Origin of the sequence: Parabacteroides leei, from assembly GCF_023369805.1 — a bacterium.
GTDB lineage: Bacteria > Bacteroidota > Bacteroidia > Bacteroidales > Tannerellaceae > Parabacteroides > Parabacteroides leei.
Genome location: NZ_JAMBQG010000004.1, coordinates 201,026 through 218,181 on the forward strand (window position 1 = coordinate 201,026; position 17,156 = coordinate 218,181).

Consider the following 17,156-nt stretch of genomic DNA (forward strand, 5'->3'; position numbering starts at 1 on the left):
CTTCTTGTGAAATGTGACATATTTGTGACATGAAAGCTTTGGCGGGTTTTAGGGTGGCTCTTACTTTTGTGTAAAATCATTCAAATTTATTACGATGAAAAACTATTTCTTGAATAAAACATTTGTTTTTGTAGTCCTATTAACATTAATGGGATGTGGAGGCGGTAAGTTTACCACCGACAGTTTTATCACAGTGGATGTCACTGCAAACTATCCAAAGAAGGATTTGATACTTCAAGATTTCATGAATGTGGAGTATATTCCGTTGAAGACGACGGATGAGTTTATAATTAAAGGTAAGGTAGCTGATGTTGGGAAAAATATCCTGATATTGACAAATGTGCGTCAGGGAGAAATTTTAATTTTCGACCGGTCTACCGGTCAGGGATTGAAGAAGATTAATCGCAGAGGGCAGGGGCCGGAGGAATATATACTGCCTTTTAATGTTCATTTAAATAAGGAAGAGAACGAACTATTTGTGAATGACGGCCCTTCGAGTAAGATTCAGGTTTACGACTTGGAGGGTAATTATAAAAAAACGATCTTTTATAAAAAAGGAGCACTTGTTACGAATCTCTACGATTATGACGATCATCATTTTCTTTCTCAAAATGTTTATGCTCCGGAGAACGAATCTTCCACGAGTACATTCTTCCTATTGTCTAAAGAAGATGGAGGCTGGACGGATATCGAACTTCCATACGGAAAAAGAATATCGCCGGTAATAGTGAAACGTGTGGCGGATAGGGTTTATGCAAGTGTTCCCGGTAATAGCTTTATTTCCTCTTATCAGGGCGACTGGATTTTGAGTGAGCCTTCTTCCGATACTATTTACGCTGAACGCCCGGGTGGAGATCTTCGCCCTTTTATCGTCAGAACTCCTTCCGTACAGGTGATGGAACCGGAAATATTTCTTTTCCCGGGAGTACTGACGGAACGTTACTACTTTATGCAGACGGTGAAAAAAGAATGTGACTTCGAAAAGGATACAGAAATGCCTAAAGTCGATTTGGTATACGACAAGCAGGAAAAAAAGATTTATAACAGTGTCGTTTATAATGCTGATTTCGATCAGAGAAAAGAAGACATGTCAGCTTGTTCATTAAACGAGGAGATTGCTTTTTCAGTACAATTGGAAGCGGCGGAATTGTTGGAAGCCAACGAAAAAGGAAAGCTGAAAGGAAAACTGAAAGAAGTCGTAACCGATTTAAACGAAGAGGATAATCCGGTAATCATGCTGGTAAAGCTAAAAAAAGAATGATTGAAGATGTTTTTTTACTGTTCCCACAGTTTTCAACAGATTCTAAGTTTTATTAAAGAATTCGCCCGGGAATAAAATAGTTACATTAATGTACATATTGAAAATAATTGTCTACTTTTGTGCTCTAAAACATTAAAATAAACTCAACAAAGATGGCTGCAACAAAACGTATTAAGCGTGCATTAGTCTCTGTATTCCATAAAGAGGGACTGGATGAAATCTTAAAAAAGCTTCATAGCGAGGGCGTTAGCTTCGTTTCAACAGGGGGGACACAAACATTTATCGAATCATTAGGCATTCCTTGTGATGCGGTGGAAGACCTGACCGGATATCCTTCAATTTTAGGAGGACGTGTTAAGACTCTTCACCCGAAAGTTTTCGGTGGTATCCTTAACCGTAGAGACAACGATGGCGACAAAGCACAGATTGCAGAATATGAAATTCCTGAAATTGATCTGGTGATTGTAGACTTGTATCCGTTTGAAGAAACAGTAGCTTCTGGTGCGGAAGAACAGGCAATCATCGAAAAGATAGATATAGGCGGTATCTCTTTGATACGTGCCGCTGCAAAGAACTTTAAGGATGTCGTGATCGTAGCTTCAAAAGCACAGTATCAGCCGTTGATGCAAGTGCTGAATGAAAAAGGGGCAGAAACTTCCCTGGAAGACCGTAAATGGTTCGCCAAAGAAGCTTTTGCCGTTTCATCAGGCTATGATTCTGCTATTTTCAATTATTTTGACGGACGCGAAGGCTCACACTTTCGTGCTGCCGTAGACCAGCCGATGAACCTGCGTTATGGTGAAAATCCTCACCAGGCCGCTAAGTTCTATGGAAAGTTCAGCGATATGTTCGACCAGATACACGGCAAAGAGATTTCTTACAATAACTTGTTGGATATCGATGCTGCCGTCAGCCTGATTGACGAGTTCAACGAATTGACATTCGCTATCCTCAAACATAATAACGCTTGTGGTATCGCATCCCGTCCAACCGTGCTGGAAGCATGGAAAGATGCATTGGCCGGTGACCCGGTTTCTGCATTCGGCGGTATTCTGATTGCTAACAGCACAATTGATAAAGAAGTAGCTGAAGAGATCAACAAGATTTTCTTCGAAGTGATCATCGCCCCGGAATATACAAAAGACGCTTTGGATGTGTTGATGCAGAAGAAAAACCGCATCATCCTGATCCGTAAGGAGACAAAGACTTGTCCGATGCAGTTCCGTTCACTGTTGAATGGTGCATTAATGCAGGAAAAAGACCTCAGTATCCAGACTGTCGCAGATCTGGAACCGATGACAGACAAACATCCCTCTTCTCAGGAAGTGGAAGACCTGTTGTTCGCCAATAAACTGGTGAAACACAGTAAGTCGAACGCTATCACGCTGGTAAAGAATAAACAGCTTTGCGCAAGTGGTATCGGTCAGACATCGCGTGTAGACTCTTTGAAACAGGCTATTGAAAAGGCAAACTCTTTCGAGTTCGATCTGAAAGGTGCCGTTATGGCTTCGGATGCATTTTTCCCATTCCCAGACTGTGTTGAAATTGCTGATAAGGCAGGTATTACTGCTGTTATTCAGCCGGGTGGTTCTGTAAATGACAAGTTATCCGTTGAGTATTGCAACGCGCATGGCTTGGCTATGGTTAAGACGGGAGTCCGTCATTTCAAACATTAAAAAACACCTTATTAAAAAATGGGATTATTTTCTTTCACACAAGAAATAGCGATGGACCTGGGTACTGCGAATACCATCATCATCAGTGGTGGTAAAGTAGTAGTAGATCAGCCATCGGTAGTTGCCCTCGACAGGCGTACTGACAAAGTATTGGCTGTTGGCGAGAAGGCACGCCAGATGCACGGAAAGACGCATGAGAACATTCGTACGATCCGTCCGCTTCGCGACGGTGTGATTGCCGACTTCTTTGCTGCGGAGCAGATGATACGCGGCCTGATCAAAATGATCAATCCGAAACACCGCTGGTTTTCTCCTTCACTCCGTGTAGTGGTATGTATCCCTTCCGGTAGTACAGAGGTTGAGATTCGTGCCGTACGCGACTCCGCCGAACATGCCGGAGGCCGTGATGTATATATGATCTATGAACCTATGGCTGCAGCGATCGGTATCGGTATCGATGTCGAAGCTCCCGAAGGTAACATGATCGTAGATATAGGCGGTGGAACAACCGAGATCGCTGTTATCTCGCTGGGAGGTATCGTATCCAATAAATCGATCCGTATTGCCGGTGACGACCTAACGGCTGATATTATGGAATATATGCGTCGCCAGCACAACGTGAAGGTCGGTGAACGTACGGCTGAACTGATCAAGATCAATGTCGGTTCTGCATTAACGTTCCTGGATAATCCTCCTGAAGATTATATCGTACACGGTCCGAACCAGATGACAGCTCTTCCGATGGAAGTTCCTGTCTCTTATCAGGAAATCGCACACTGTCTGGAGAAATCGATCTCGAAGATGGAAGCGGCTATCCTGAGTGCACTGGAACAGACGCCGCCTGAACTGTATGCCGATATCGTACGTAACGGTATCTATCTGGCCGGTGGTGGTGCTCTGATGCGCGGACTCGACAAACGTTTGACAGATAAGATCAACATTCCGTTCCATATCGCTGAAGACCCGTTGCATGCGGTTGCGATAGGAACGGGTGTGGCGTTGAAGAATATAGATAAGTTTAATTTCCTTATTCGATAAAATAGTAGGCAGTTGACAAGTGACAGTTGACAGTTTAGTTTTTCTATTCTAATTGTCAACTGTCACTTGTCAACTGTCAACTTGTTAAATAGATTATGCGTAAACTGCTGGACTTCCTGGTAAGAAAGAGGCATTGGTTTCTGTTCGTTTTGCTCGAGATTGTTTCGGTGATGCTGATTTATCGCAATAGTGCATATCAGCGGAACATAATCTTCAGTTCGGCAAATGTATTGACAGGACACATTGCGTCTGTTTCCGGTTATGTAAGGTCCTATCTTGACTTGCGTGAAATAAACAAGGAACTGCTGGAGAGGAACGGACAACTGGAAATGGATTTGCTGGAGTTGCAGGATCGCCTGGATATGATGATGGCCGATACGGTGAACTTTGCCGGATTCGCTCCCGATTCGGTCGAACAGTTTCCGTATAGTTTTATCTTAGCCGAGGTGGCGAATAACAGTGTAAGTCACCTCTCGAACTATATCACTGTAAATAAAGGACGTAAAGACGGCATCGCTCCGGATATGGGGGTTGTTTCCGAACGGGGAGTTGTCGGGATCGTTTCAACGGTGGCTGATCATTATTCCGTAGTTATTCCGTTACTTAATCCTAAGTCGAGACTTAGTTGCAAGGTGTTAGGAAGTAGCTACTTTGGTTCATTGAGCTGGAAGGGACGTAATACGCGCTATGCCGATTTGGAAGAATTGCCGAGGCATGTGGAGTTTCAGAAAGGCGATACGATCGTGACCAGCGGTTTTTCAAGTGTATTCCCTGCAGGGATTATAGTGGGGACGGTCGCTGATTTTGAAAAACAGCATGACGATAACTTCTTTACACTGAAAGTGGAGTTGGCGACGGATTTCCAGTCGCTGAACAATGTCCGTATCATTAAGAACTTTAATCAGGAAGAACAGATAAGGGTAGAACAAGAAGCAAGAAGAAATGATTAATAATTTAATAAGGGGATTGCTTTATTTTGTTGTATTGGTGTTGGTCCAGGTACTGATCCTGAATAATATTCATTTTCTGCGGATAGCAACACCATTCCTGTATCTTTATTTTATTATAAAGATGCCGGTCGGTTCGTCACGCGATCTGGTCGTTCTTTTCTCATTCCTTATCGGTCTGGTGATCGATTTGTTTTCAAATACTCCCGGAATGCATGCAGCAGCATGTACCCTGACCGGATTTATCCGTGAGCCGCTGATACGTTTTTATATGGGAAAGGATCTTCCCGATGGAATATATCCTTCTTATAAGACATTCGGTTATGGCGGTTTTTTTCGGTATGTACTGTCGTTAGTGCTGATTCATCATGTAACGCTGTTTCTGATCGAATCCCTGACCTTATTCGATCCGTTATTCCTTATTATCCGTATCGGAGCGAGTGTAATAACGACTACATTATTAATTTGTACAATAGAAGCATTCAATATAGAGACCCAAAAGAGTGGAGACTAATGCAAAGTATACACTTGAGAACAGGCGCTATGTTATTATAGGTGCCGTAGTTCTGTTGGTCATCGTTTTTATTATCCGTTTGTTCTACCTTCAGGTGGTGGAGAACGATTATAAAGCGTGGGCTGACAGTAATGCGTTCCTAAAAAAGACTTTATTGCCTTCCCGTGGTATAATTTATGACCGCAATGGGAAATTACTTGTTTATAACCAGCCCGCTTATGAAGTAATGCTTATCATGCGGGAGGTCCAGCCTTTCGATACGCTCGATTTCTGTAATATCTTGAGTATAACCAAAGAACAATTTGAAAAGAGGATTGCCGATTTGAAGAACCGCCAGTTGAATCCGGGGTATTCGTCGTATGTTCCACAGGTGTTTATGAACAATCTTTCTGCACAGGAGTGCGGGGTATTGCAGGAGAAGTTATATAAATTCCCCGGATTTTATATCCGTAACCGGACGATCCGGCAGTACGAGTATCCTTACGCTGCCCATATTCTCGGAAATATCGGTGAAGTAGACCGGAAAGATATTAAAGCGGACGATTATTATGTGCAAGGTGATTACTCCGGTCGTGCGGGTGTCGAACGCTCGTATGAGAAAGAGTTGCGTGGTGTAAAAGGAGTGGAGATCCTACTCCGGGACGTACATGGGCGTATCAAAGGTAAATATGACGAGGGCAACAGCGATGTTGCTCCGGTATCCGGGAAGAACCTGACGCTTGCCATCGATATGGACTTGCAGGCTTATGGCGAAAAGCTCATGAAGAATAAAGTCGGAAGTATCGTGATGATCGAACCGGCCACCGGCGAGGTACTTTGTATGGTATCTTCTCCTAACTATGATCCCAGCCTGTTGATAGGACGTCAGAGGGGAAAGAACCATCACCTTTTGAGTCAAGATCCTCAGAAGCCGCTTATCGACCGCGCTATAACTGGATTTTATCCTCCCGGATCGACATTCAAACCGACGCAAGGGCTTATCTTTTTACAGGAAGGGGTTATTACTCCCGAAACGATGTACACCTGTGCGCATGGTTACACTTATTCCTCCAAACGGAAGCCGGCTTGCCACGGGCACTTATCTCCCTTAAGTCTGGTTCCGGCTTTGGCAACTTCGTGTAACTCTTATTTTTGCTGGGGGCTGCACGATATGCTGGATAACCGCCGGCGGTATCCGACCATACAAAATGCGTTTGAAGTATGGAAGAATCATTTGGTCTCCATGGGGTATGGCTATCAGTTGGGGATCGACTTACCCGGGGAACGGAGAGGCTTTATTCCGAACAGCAAGTTTTATGATAAGGTCTATTCGCGCTGGAACTCCACCACAGTCATCTCCATCGCGATCGGGCAGGGAGAAATAGCAGCAACGCCGTTGCAGATATGTAATCTGGCAGCAACGATTGCCAACCGAGGCTATTTTATTACTCCCCATGTGGTAAAGGAAATTCAGGATACTCCGTTAGATACGCTTTATACTAATAGGCGCTATCCGACAGTGGATGCCAAATATTATGATGTAGTAGCGGAAGGTATGCGTAATGCGGTACTTGGCGGTACTTGCTGGGCGGCTGCAATACCCGGCATCGAGGTATGCGGTAAGACCGGTACGGCCGAAAACCCTCATGGGAAGGATCACTCCGCCTTTATCGGCTTTGCTCCGTATAAAGATCCGAAAGTAGCTATTTGTGTCTATGTACAAAACGGCGGTTTCGGTGCGGCATTTGGAGTGCCTATCGGTAAATTAATGATGGAACTGTATCTGAAAGGTGAGATTGCACCCGAAGATAAGGCTTTGGAAGAAAGAATGATTAATTCGGTGGTTACCGAAGATCGCGTTTATTTATTATCGGATAGTGGGATATAGAAAGACTGAAATATGGAAAACCGTTGACTGGTTTACTATCATACTTTATTTGTTGATGATAGTGGCTGGTTGGTTTACGATTTGTGGCGCCAGCTTCGAGTTTGACAGCATGAGTTTATTTGATGTAAACGGACGTCCCGGGTCGCAGTTGATGTGGATTGGCATATCAATGGTGGTTATATTTATCATATTGATGCTGGAAAGTGACTTCTTTGATGTTTTTGCCTATCTGATTTATGCGGCTGTCATCCTCCTGTTGATTGCTACCATCTTCCTGGCACCTGATATAAAAGGATCGCATTCCTGGTTGAAACTGGGTTCTTTTCGTATTCAGCCGGCTGAGTTTGCCAAGTTTGCTACTGCGCTGGCTATCGCAAAGTTCATGAACTCCTATGGGTTCCAACTGACTACTGTTAAGAACTTTTCCATAACGCTTATGCTTATTTTCCTGCCGATGATCTGTATCATTCTGCAGAAGGAAACGGGGTCGGCGCTGGTTTACTTAGCTTTCTTCCTGATGTTATACCGGGAGGGGATGTCTGGATATATCCTGATGGCAGGCGTTTGTGCGGTGGCATTCTTCGTGACGACCATGAAGTTTTCGGATGTGGTCGTGGGGGCTACCGATATGGGAGAGTTGATCGTTTCATCCATGATACTGGTTATCTCCTTTATTCTTGTCACGGTGGTGCGCAGGGACAGGATGGCGCTACAGGTTATGTTGGGCGGGACGGCGGTCGTTTATCTGGTTGCCTATATCACCTCCTTATTTGTAACAGTCAATTTTGCCTGGGTTTCGATGGGGCTGGTAGGACTGGCTGTTATCTACCTGGTTTATCTTTCCGTAAGAAACTGGGTGTGGCACTATGCACTGATCGCTGCTTTTGCTTTGGGTTCATTGGCATTTATGTATTCCGTGGATTATGTGTTTGATGAAATACTGGAGCCCCACCAGCAAATTCGCATCAAGGTATCATTAGGCATGGAAGATGATCCTAGTGGTGCAGGTTATAACGTGAACCAGTCGAAGATCGCCATCGGATCAGGCGGACTGACGGGTAAAGGATTCTTGAACGGGACACAGACCAAATTGAAATATGTGCCGGAACAGGAAACGGATTTTATCTTTTGCACGGTGGGAGAGGAGCACGGATTTGTCGGTTCCACCATTGTGCTTATTTTGTTCGGTATTTTTATAATCCGGCTGGTAGTTCTTTCTGAAAGGCAGAATACGGCATTCGGCCGGGTGTATGGATATGGTGTAGCCTCCATATTCTTCTTTCATCTGGCGATAAATGTCGGGATGGTGACCGGGATAACCCCGGTAATCGGTATCCCTTTGCCTTTTTTCAGTTATGGAGGCTCTTCCCTGCTTGGGTTTACGATCCTGTTATTTATTTTTCTTCGTCTGGATGCTTCCCGTAGAGAACGATGATTATCTCGCTTTCTCTACACGGAAACCTATTTCTTGGATTCCTTTCAATGTACTGTCTCGCATTCCCTGGCGGAAACTGAAGGTGTACATTCCCGGATGTTCGAATGTATAGTTTTCCCGTATGGGAAAGCTGGATTGAAATAAAGAAATACCATGTCCATACCACTTCCCGAACTCGTCTGCCAATATGCATTCTATGGTATCCTGTTTAAGTGGACCTATCGGTTGTTCTTCGTTACAGAATAACCAAAGGTTCTGGTAAGGATACATATTATTATTACGTACCTCGAGCGTTAGATTGTAAGGACTGGAAATGTCGTCTACCTGAAAAGAGAAATAATATTCCTTATCCTTCTCCCACGCAGTCTTGTCAATGGCCTGGTACTGGTCGTACAAGGCCTGTTGACCGCAGGAGAAGCATAAGAATGTAAATAGAACGACAATGAGTCCTTTAAGCTTCGGGCTTGTTCTCCGGTTTATTTGTCGGTTTAGCCGGTTGCTGAGGTCTGTCATTATTCGCAGGCTTGTCATTATTTCCTTTAGGCTTTTGTTTGTTTCTGTTATTCCGGTTGTTATTATTGTTGTTGCGGTTGTTGTTACCGTTATTGTTTCCTCCGCCTTTGTTACTGTTATTGTTATTACCGGAATTCCTGTTATTGTCGTTGCCGGGTTGCTTTTCGCCATTTCCGGGGCGGTTGTTGGCCGGCCGGGCATTTACTATCGGTTTGTTATTTCCGTTTTCATTATTGGCCGGAGCGTTGTTATTGCTGCCACCATTGCCACCCCCGTTATTACCCGACGGACGTTTTTTCTTCTTTTTCTTAACAGAATCGAAACGGGTAACACTGTCCTGGCCGAGAATATCCTGTGCATCGCGTTTAGGCGGTTGCGGTTTCGTGTCGGCTTCCAATGTAACCGGCTTACTTCCTTTCTTGTTCATGTTGATTACATCGAATGCACGGTCGGCTGATATGGTAATCAGGTTTGCAGCAAACGACTTATCTGTAGAATAAGTAATCTCACGTTTAAAGATATCTGTTTTGAAATGATAGTAGTTGTTGTCCTTCGTTTCCAGAACGATCTCCCTGGATGGTAAACGCTTCTGTGCTTCCACGTAAGCATCCACTTCGTAGTTGATACAACATTTCAATTTGGCACATTGTCCGGCCAGTTTCTGCGGGTTCATGGATATATCCTGATAACGGGCGGCACCGGTTGCCACTGAAACGAAACTTGTCATCCAACTGGAACAGCATAGTTCACGTCCGCATGGGCCGATACCTCCGATACGTCCGGCTTCCTGACGGGCTCCGATCTGCTTCATTTCAATACGGACGCGGAAAGCTTCTGCCAGCACTTTAATCAGTTGGCGGAAGTCGACACGTTCGTCGGCGATATAATAGAAGATCGCTTTGTTACCGTCCCCTTGATATTCTACGTCGCCGATCTTCATATTTAATCCCAGATCGGCAGCGATCTGGCGCGAACGGATCATAGTGGCATGCTCCTTACCTTTTGCCTCTTCGTACTTCTCTATATCGGTCGGTTTAGCTTTGCGATAGACTTTTTTGGGTTCATAGCCTTCACCGGTACGAACATTGTTCTTTTTCATTTGAAGAAGGACTAGTTTTCCGGTAAGCGTAACTGTACCTATGTCATGTCCGGGACTGGCCTCGACGGCTACCATATCCCCTTTTTCCAGAGGTATTTTAGAACTGTTCAGGAAATATCCTTTACGGGTATTCTTAAATTGTACTTCTACATAATCGGTTGCATTTTCCGCATCGGGTACGTCGCAAAGCCAATCGTAGGTATTCAGTTTATTATTTTGTATTTTGCTGCATCCTTTTTTTCCCATGCAGCAACTACCTGTATTTAGTTTGAAATCCATTGTCTGGTATATATATGTGTATTTATAGTGTCTACAATTACGCAAAAATAGTCAAATATTCTCAGAGAATGGGCAAGGTGTTGTGAAAAAAGATATGACGCATTCCATTTTTAGTTACCTGAATGTACAGGTTTCCCGAAAGCCGGAAGCCGGAAAAGAAAGCACTGCCGACCTCTATCGGGCGGTACAAAATCGGTTGTACCGGTTTGCGGCAGGTTGTTATGACCGTGTTGGTGTTGCCTATTACAGGAAAAGGCTGTCAATTTTATTATTTGACAGCCTTTTCCTGTAAATATCTTTTAGACAATACGCTTATTTAACTAAGCCGTGACTTTTAAATACCTTGTGAATCGCTTCGAGTGCCTTATCCAGTTGCTCTTTTGTATGAGTAGCCATCAAAGAGAAGCGGATTAATGTATCTTCCGGGGCAACAGCCGGTGAAACAACTGGGTTTACGAAGATGCCGGCTTCGAATAATTCCTTAACGATAAGGAATGTCAGGTCGTTGTTACGAATGAACAACGGAATGATCGGAGTTGACGTATGTCCGATTTCACAGCCCATATTCCGGAAACCGTCTAATGCGTAATGCGTCAGGTCCCAAAGGTGTTCGATACGTTCCGGTTCGCTCAACATAATGTCAAGTGCGGCACTTGCTGCTGCTGTTGCGGCCGGCGTGTTACTGGCACTGAAAATGTATGAACGTGAATTGTGACGAAGGTAGTTGATTGTATCTTTATCTGAAGCGATAAATCCACCGATAGAAGCCAGTGATTTACTGAATGTGCCCATGATCAGGTCTACGTCGTCGGTAACACCGAAGTGGTTACATGTTCCGCGTCCGTGATCTCCCAGAACGCCTAAACCGTGTGCTTCGTCTACCATAATGCTGGCATTATACTTTTTGGCTAGAGCAACGATTTCAGGAAGTTTGGCTACATCACCTTCCATACTGAATACACCATCGATAACGATCAGCTTCACTTTATCCGGTTCGCACTTCTGAAGTTGCTTTTCCAGTGAATCCATGTCGTTATGTTTATATTTCAGCTTGGTCGAGAAGGACAGACGATGACCTTCGATAATAGAGGCATGGTCTAATTCATCCCATAGGATATAATCTTCACGTCCTGTCAAACAGGATACTACTCCCAGATTGACCTGGAAACCTGTAGAATACACGATAGCGTCTTCTTTTCCGACAAATTCAGCCAGACGTTTCTCCAATTGAACATGGATGTCGAGTGTACCATTCAGGAAACGCGAACCTGCGCAACCTGTGCCATATTTCTTGATCGCTTCAATTGCAGCTTCTTTTACTTTAGGATGATTGGTTAATCCTAAATAAGCGTTAGAGCCAAACATCAAGACTTTTTTGCCGCTGATCATTACCTCAGTGTCCTGATCGCTTTCGATCATTCTGAAATAAGGGTAAATCCCTGCAGCCATTGCTTTTTGAGGAGCATCGTACTTTGCTAGTTTCTCTTGTAAAAGTTTCATATTATTATTGAAGAGAATGATTTTCTCGCTTATTAAAATTCTATTCAAAGAATTGCTGGTTTGTCGCATACATATTCACCTATGTTTCGGCAAATCCAGCCGCAAAAGTAGTAAAAAAATAACTTATAGTAGCCTTAATGCTTTAAAAGTTTTACAAAAGCATTATTTTTGTCCCTTCAATCTTTATAAACAGTTAGGATGGACGGAAAAAAAATAAAGGTGCAGGCTATAATAAATCCTATATCCGGAGTAGGTTCGAAGAGAAAGATACCCAGAATGATAGAGCAGATGTGCGAGAAAGGCAACTGTTTGCTGGATATCTCATTTACCGAATACCGGGGGCATGCAAGTGAGTTGACGAAAAAAGCGATCGATGAGGGGGCAAATTGCATTATAGCAGTAGGTGGCGATGGCACGGTGAATGAAATAGCTCGTGCTATGATCCATTCTGATGCCGTATTAGGGATTGTACCGAAAGGATCTGGTAACGGACTGGCACGAGAGTTGCATATACCGATGGATGCCAAACGAGCACTAGACCTGATTATCAAAGGGCATATTTCCACAATCGATTGTTGCAAAGCCAACAACCAAGTATTCTTCTGTACTTGTGGAGTTGGATTTGATGCCGCTGTAAGCCAGAAGTTTGCGGAAGAAAAACGTCGCGGATCTCTGATCTATATAAAGAATACTATAGAAGAATATCTAAGCTATAAACCGGAGCCTTATGAGTTGTTGGTCGACAATCAGACGATTAAGGAAAAAGCGTTTCTGGTGGCATGTGCCAATGCCTCCCAGTACGGGAATAACGCGTTTATCGCTCCACATGCCAATATCCAGGATGGACGGATGGATCTGACGATCTTATCTCCTTTCACTCCGCTGGATATAGCTCCTCTGGCTATTCAGCTTTTTACGAAACAGATCGATAGAAATAGTAAGATTAAGACATTGAAAGCCCAGCAGGTTACAATTATCCGGCAAAATCCGGGGGTAATGCATTTGGATGGTGAACCTGTGATGGCCGATAGCCGGATCGATATTTCTGTCATTCCACAATCCTTGCATGTTATAACTCCTGAAGTGGTTTCTTTTACGAAGGAGGTACATAACCTGTTTGGTGAGGTGACCCGTTTCTTTGATAAAAGATTACCTTACATTTTCAGATAGAACTCTTTGGTGAGTGCAATATATTCCGGGGTATACTGATGGCGGGCTTCTTCTATAATCAGTGTATCCCGTTTTTTTATGTTTTCTTCTGTCACTGACAATTCTATCAGCAGTCGCTTGGGCTGTGCTCCGGGAACAGGGATTACATCTGTTTGCCTGTAAATATATAAATGGTTTGTGGATGCGAGTTCCCTGACTTCATCCAGTTGTTCATGGGGTAATACCAATGCGATTCGTCCTGTAGGAGATAACAAGGTCCGGACTTCCCGGATCAGGTCCGGAAGTCGTAATGTATCGGTATGGCGGGCAACTGTGCGTTTATTATCCGGACATTTCAGTGAATTTATAAAGTAAGGAGGGTTGGATACGATCAAATCATATTTCTTCTGTGGATTTGACATTACAAAATCAGTACATGAAGAATGTATCACTTTTATTCTTTCGATAAAAGGAGAGGCTATTGCATTTTCTGTCGCTTGTATGTATGCATCTTTATCGATATCGATCGCATCGATTTCCGCCGAACTCCGTTGGGCCAGCATTAAAGCGATAATGCCGGTTCCGGTTCCTATATCCAGTATGTTTTTGCATTGGGTGGTTTCAGCCCAGGCTCCAAGCAATACGGCGTCGGTTCCGACCTTCATCGCGCATTTGTCATGATAAATTATAAATTTCTTGAATCGGAAATAAGGATTTGCCATATAATATTTATAATGTGAAGTGCAAAAGTAGTTAGAATTGATTGAAAAAACTGTAACTTTGGCACGTTTATTGTATTAATACGTACAATTGATAGGGAAGAAAATATGATGAAAGAAAGAATGAAGAGGTTTACTGAAGAGTCGTACGACGATTTAGATGATAATATTGGGATTGTAATGCCTATCCTGACAGAGTGTGATGTGGATGAGGATTTTACAGAGGGTATAGAGAAAGTCGGTAACGAAATACCTATTCTTCCGTTAAGGAATATGGTTCTTTTTCCGGGAGTAGCTATGCCTGTTATTGTAGGTCGTCCGAAATCTATGCGTCTGATAAAAGAGGCTGTTCATAAGAAAACATTGATCGGTGTGGTATGTCAGAAAGAGATGAATACGGAAGATCCCGGTTTAGAGGATCTGTATACTACCGGTGTGATTGCCGATATCGTGCGTGTTCTGGAGATGCCGGATGGTACGACAACAGTGATCCTGCAAGGAAAAAAACGTTTTGCTTTGGAATCTTTAAAAGAGACAGAGCCTTATCTGAAAGGCAAAATATCTTTGCTGGAAGATAAAATGCCGAAAAAGTCAGATCGTGAGTTCGAGGCGTTGATTTCCACAATTAAAGATCTTACCATAAAAATGCTGGGGGCTTTGAATGAGCCGCCGCGTGATCTGATATTTTCTATAAAGAATAATAAGAATGTTCTTTACCTGATTAATTTTTCTTGTAGTAATATTCCCAGTGGATCGGCTGAGAAACAGGAACTGCTGTTGATCGGTGACCTGAAGGATCGTGCATATCGTTTATTGTTTATCCTAAATCGTGAATATCAGCTGGTAGAACTTAAAGCTTCTATCCAGATGAAGACGCATGAAGATATCAATCAGCAGCAGAAGGAATATTTCCTTCAGCAACAGATCAAGACGATCCAGGAAGAATTGGGGGGAAATATAAACGATCTTGAAATAAAAGAATTGCGTGAAAAGGCTGCTCGTAAGAAATGGCCGGCAGCTGTAGCAGAAATATTTGAAAAGGAAGTTCGTAAGTTGGAACGCCTGCATCCGCAGTCTCCTGATTTTTCTATACAGACACAATATGTACAGACTATAATCAACCTTCCATGGAATGAATACAGCAAGGATAACTTTAATCTGGCTCATGCCCAGAAAGTTCTCGATCGCGATCATTACGGTTTGGAAAAGGTGAAAGAGCGTATTATAGAACATTTGGCTGTCTTGAAGTTGAAAGGGGATATGAAATCTCCTATTATCTGTTTATACGGACCTCCGGGAGTAGGTAAAACATCTTTAGGTAAATCTGTTGCTGAAGCTTTACATCGTAAATATGTGCGTATTTCGTTGGGGGGCTTGCATGATGAAGCTGAAATACGTGGTCATCGCCGTACCTATATCGGTGCGATGAGCGGGCGTATTATCCAGAATATTCAGAAGGCGGGAAGTTCTAATCCTGTCTTTATCCTGGACGAAATAGATAAGGTGACAAACGACTTTAAAGGTGATCCGGCTTCTGCATTACTGGAAGTATTGGATCCGGAACAAAACTCGACATTCCATGATAATTATCTGGATATTGACTATGATTTAAGTAAAGTCATGTTTATAGCTACGGCTAATAATCTGAATACGATTTCCCAACCGTTACTGGATCGTATGGAACTGATTGAAGTAAGCGGTTATATCTTGGAGGAGAAGGTGGAAATTGCAGCCCGTCACCTGGTTCCGAAGCAACTCGAAGCTCATGGTCTCAGCAAAGGTAAGGTGAAGCTCCCCAAAAAGACATTACAGGTAATTATTGAATCATATACCCGTGAGAGCGGTGTTCGTGAATTGGATAAAAAGATTGCCAAGATCATGCGTAAGCTAGCCCGTAAAGTGGCTTCTGACGAGGCAATCCCGTCACAGATCAAACCGGAAGATCTCCATGAATATCTGGGACAAATCGAATATAGCCGGGATAAATATCAAGGTAATGAATATGCCGGTGTTGTTACAGGATTAGCTTGGACTGCAGTGGGAGGGGAGATTCTGTTTGTGGAATCGAGCCTGAGTCGTGGTAAAGGCTCTAAGTTAACTTTGACAGGTAACTTGGGAGAGGTGATGAAAGAATCTGCCATGTTGGCACTTGAATTTATTCATGCTCATGCCTCTTTATTCGATATTAACGAAGAATTATTTGAAAATTGGAATGTACATATTCATGTCCCTGAAGGGGCTATACCGAAGGACGGACCTAGTGCAGGTATAACTATGGTGACTTCTCTTGTGTCTGCATTTACCCAGCGTAAAGTGAAAAAGAACCTGGCAATGACAGGGGAAATAACGCTTCGTGGCAAAGTTCTTCCGGTAGGTGGAATCAAAGAAAAGATTCTGGCTGCTAAACGGGCCGGTATCAAGGAGTTGATCTTATGCAAAGAAAATCAGAAAGATATCAATGAGATCAAAGCTGAATATGTGAAAGGTCTGACTTTTCATTATGTGGAGGATATTCGTCAGGTAATAGATCTTGCCTTGCTGAAAGAAAAGGTGGACAATCCGTTGTTTTGATAATACACTGTGATATAAAAAAAGCGATGCATAATTAAATGCATCGCTTTTTTTATGCTGATTTGTTTTTATTCGGCTTTTTCTTCAGCGCTTGTTTCTTCTTCCGCTGTCGGTTCTTCTTCCGGGGTGAAGTCGGTAATCTCGGCTCCGATCAGGATATTATACCATGTCAGCAATTTCTTAATATCGCTTGGATATACTCTTTCGCGGTCGAAATCAGGCAATACTTCTGCAAAATAGTTACGCAGTTCTTTGGTATCGGAAGGAACTGTTACTTTTGCTCCGTTTTCTTTATTTTTTACGCTGGTGAGTACTTCGTGCAAAGGAACTTCCGTCTCGGTTGTATAAATAGCAATATCACCTAACGAGATTACTTTATCTTTTGCATACGCAGGTACTCTTTTCTTATCTGTCAGTGATTCGACAATCAGCATGTTCTTTCCGTGGGAAACCAATTTAAATAATCCCGGTTTTCCCGAAATAGACAAAATAGTCTTCAACATAATACTTCGTTTTCTAATAGTGTTAAACTTTAAAGTTGCAAATGTAGCATAACTATACGATTTAACCGTTACAATCGGAAAGAAA

15 protein-coding genes are annotated in these 17,156 nt (G+C 43.1%); 10 read left to right on the forward strand and 5 right to left on the reverse strand.

Features of this window, described 5'->3' with window-relative positions; all coding sequences use genetic code 11:
* The first annotated feature begins 94 nt into the window (after positions 1–94).
* The 7 genes from M1P97_RS08400 (at position 95) to rodA (ending at position 8,738) form a co-directional block, all read left to right on the forward strand.
* Entirely contained in the window at positions 95–1,261 is a 1,167-nt protein-coding gene (locus tag M1P97_RS08400; RefSeq protein ID WP_195374209.1) for a 6-bladed beta-propeller, read from the forward strand.
* Between the two features lie 152 nt (positions 1,262–1,413).
* Positions 1,414–2,937, forward strand: a complete 1,524-nt coding sequence (gene purH, locus M1P97_RS08405; RefSeq protein WP_249388808.1) for a bifunctional phosphoribosylaminoimidazolecarboxamide formyltransferase/IMP cyclohydrolase — start codon at positions 1,414–1,416, stop codon at positions 2,935–2,937.
* A gap of 18 nt (positions 2,938–2,955) precedes the next feature.
* Positions 2,956–3,975 (forward strand): rod shape-determining protein, encoded by a 1,020-nt coding sequence (locus M1P97_RS08410; RefSeq protein ID WP_195374211.1) that lies wholly within the window; start codon positions 2,956–2,958, stop codon positions 3,973–3,975.
* A gap of 95 nt (positions 3,976–4,070) precedes the next feature.
* Positions 4,071–4,925: a rod shape-determining protein MreC gene (gene mreC, locus M1P97_RS08415; RefSeq protein WP_195374212.1), complete on the forward strand. Its 855-nt coding sequence runs from the start codon at positions 4,071–4,073 to the stop codon at positions 4,923–4,925.
* Positions 4,918–5,436, forward strand: a complete 519-nt coding sequence (gene mreD, locus M1P97_RS08420) for a rod shape-determining protein MreD (RefSeq protein ID WP_195374213.1) — start codon at positions 4,918–4,920, stop codon at positions 5,434–5,436. The genes mreC and mreD overlap by 8 nt, the downstream gene beginning before the upstream one ends.
* On the forward strand, positions 5,426–7,303 hold the full coding sequence (mrdA, locus tag M1P97_RS08425) for a penicillin-binding protein 2 (protein ID WP_249388809.1): 1,878 nt from the start codon (positions 5,426–5,428) through the stop codon (positions 7,301–7,303). The genes mreD and mrdA overlap by 11 nt, the downstream gene beginning before the upstream one ends.
* Positions 7,293–8,738 (forward strand): rod shape-determining protein RodA, encoded by a 1,446-nt coding sequence (rodA, locus tag M1P97_RS08430; protein ID WP_195374215.1) that lies wholly within the window; start codon positions 7,293–7,295, stop codon positions 8,736–8,738. The genes mrdA and rodA overlap by 11 nt, the downstream gene beginning before the upstream one ends.
* Here rodA and M1P97_RS08435 read toward each other — a convergent pair whose 3' ends face one another.
* The gene (locus tag M1P97_RS08435; protein WP_249388810.1) at positions 8,739–9,251 is read right to left on the reverse strand and encodes a gliding motility lipoprotein GldH; all 513 of its coding nucleotides are present in this window, start codon (positions 9,249–9,251) and stop codon (positions 8,739–8,741) included.
* The gene (locus M1P97_RS08440; RefSeq protein ID WP_195374217.1) at positions 9,190–10,629 is read right to left on the reverse strand and encodes a PSP1 domain-containing protein; all 1,440 of its coding nucleotides are present in this window, start codon (positions 10,627–10,629) and stop codon (positions 9,190–9,192) included. The genes M1P97_RS08435 and M1P97_RS08440 overlap by 62 nt, the downstream gene beginning before the upstream one ends.
* 94 nt (positions 10,630–10,723) lie before the next feature.
* On the opposite strand from M1P97_RS08440, the gene M1P97_RS08445 reads away from it, so the two are divergent.
* Complete coding sequence (locus M1P97_RS08445) at positions 10,724–10,921, forward strand: hypothetical protein (protein WP_249388811.1); 198 nt, start codon at positions 10,724–10,726, stop codon at positions 10,919–10,921.
* Between the two features lie 20 nt (positions 10,922–10,941).
* Here the strand turns inward: M1P97_RS08445 and spt are convergent, their stop codons facing one another.
* Positions 10,942–12,129 carry a serine palmitoyltransferase gene (spt, locus tag M1P97_RS08450; protein ID WP_195374219.1) on the reverse strand — a complete coding sequence of 396 codons (1,188 nt, stop codon included), beginning with the start codon at positions 12,127–12,129 and terminating at the stop codon, positions 10,942–10,944.
* A gap of 198 nt (positions 12,130–12,327) precedes the next feature.
* Here spt and M1P97_RS08455 point away from each other — a divergent pair, with 198 nt between their 5' ends.
* The gene (locus tag M1P97_RS08455) at positions 12,328–13,299 is read left to right on the forward strand and encodes a diacylglycerol/lipid kinase family protein (RefSeq protein WP_195374220.1); all 972 of its coding nucleotides are present in this window, start codon (positions 12,328–12,330) and stop codon (positions 13,297–13,299) included.
* Here the strand turns inward: M1P97_RS08455 and M1P97_RS08460 are convergent.
* On the reverse strand, positions 13,284–14,000 hold the full coding sequence (locus M1P97_RS08460; protein WP_249388812.1) for a tRNA1(Val) (adenine(37)-N6)-methyltransferase: 717 nt from the start codon (positions 13,998–14,000) through the stop codon (positions 13,284–13,286). The two genes, M1P97_RS08455 and M1P97_RS08460, sit on opposite strands and share 16 nt — an antisense overlap.
* A gap of 108 nt (positions 14,001–14,108) precedes the next feature.
* On the opposite strand from M1P97_RS08460, the gene lon reads away from it, so the two are divergent.
* Entirely contained in the window at positions 14,109–16,568 is a 2,460-nt protein-coding gene (gene lon, locus M1P97_RS08465) for an endopeptidase La (RefSeq protein ID WP_394803889.1), read from the forward strand.
* A gap of 68 nt (positions 16,569–16,636) precedes the next feature.
* On the opposite strand, the gene M1P97_RS08470 is transcribed toward lon, so the two are convergent.
* Complete coding sequence (locus tag M1P97_RS08470) at positions 16,637–17,071, reverse strand: DUF5606 family protein (RefSeq protein ID WP_249388814.1); 435 nt, start codon at positions 17,069–17,071, stop codon at positions 16,637–16,639.
* Positions 17,072–17,156: the final 85 nt, after the last annotated feature.

Bases quoted from the DNA above. Each gene is read 5' to 3' on its own strand.
- purH (WP_249388808.1), top strand. From the start codon at position 1,414: ATGGCTGCAACAAAACGTATTAAGCGTGCATTAGTCTCTGTATTCCAT.
- M1P97_RS08440 (WP_195374217.1), bottom strand. From the start codon at position 10,629: ATGGATTTCAAACTAAATACAGGTAGTTGCTGCATGGGAAAAAAAGGA.
- M1P97_RS08400 (WP_195374209.1), top strand. From the start codon at position 95: ATGAAAAACTATTTCTTGAATAAAACATTTGTTTTTGTAGTCCTATTA.
- M1P97_RS08435 (WP_249388810.1), bottom strand. From the start codon at position 9,251: ATGACAGACCTCAGCAACCGGCTAAACCGACAAATAAACCGGAGAACA.
- M1P97_RS08445 (WP_249388811.1), top strand. From the start codon at position 10,724: ATGACGCATTCCATTTTTAGTTACCTGAATGTACAGGTTTCCCGAAAG.
- mreC (WP_195374212.1), top strand. From the start codon at position 4,071: ATGCGTAAACTGCTGGACTTCCTGGTAAGAAAGAGGCATTGGTTTCTG.
- M1P97_RS08455 (WP_195374220.1), top strand. From the start codon at position 12,328: ATGGACGGAAAAAAAATAAAGGTGCAGGCTATAATAAATCCTATATCC.
- mreD (WP_195374213.1), top strand. From the start codon at position 4,918: ATGATTAATAATTTAATAAGGGGATTGCTTTATTTTGTTGTATTGGTG.
- M1P97_RS08470 (WP_249388814.1), bottom strand. From the start codon at position 17,071: ATGTTGAAGACTATTTTGTCTATTTCGGGAAAACCGGGATTATTTAAA.
- lon (WP_394803889.1), top strand. From the start codon at position 14,109: ATGAAAGAAAGAATGAAGAGGTTTACTGAAGAGTCGTACGACGATTTA.
- M1P97_RS08410 (WP_195374211.1), top strand. From the start codon at position 2,956: ATGGGATTATTTTCTTTCACACAAGAAATAGCGATGGACCTGGGTACT.
- M1P97_RS08460 (WP_249388812.1), bottom strand. From the start codon at position 14,000: ATGGCAAATCCTTATTTCCGATTCAAGAAATTTATAATTTATCATGAC.
- spt (WP_195374219.1), bottom strand. From the start codon at position 12,129: ATGAAACTTTTACAAGAGAAACTAGCAAAGTACGATGCTCCTCAAAAA.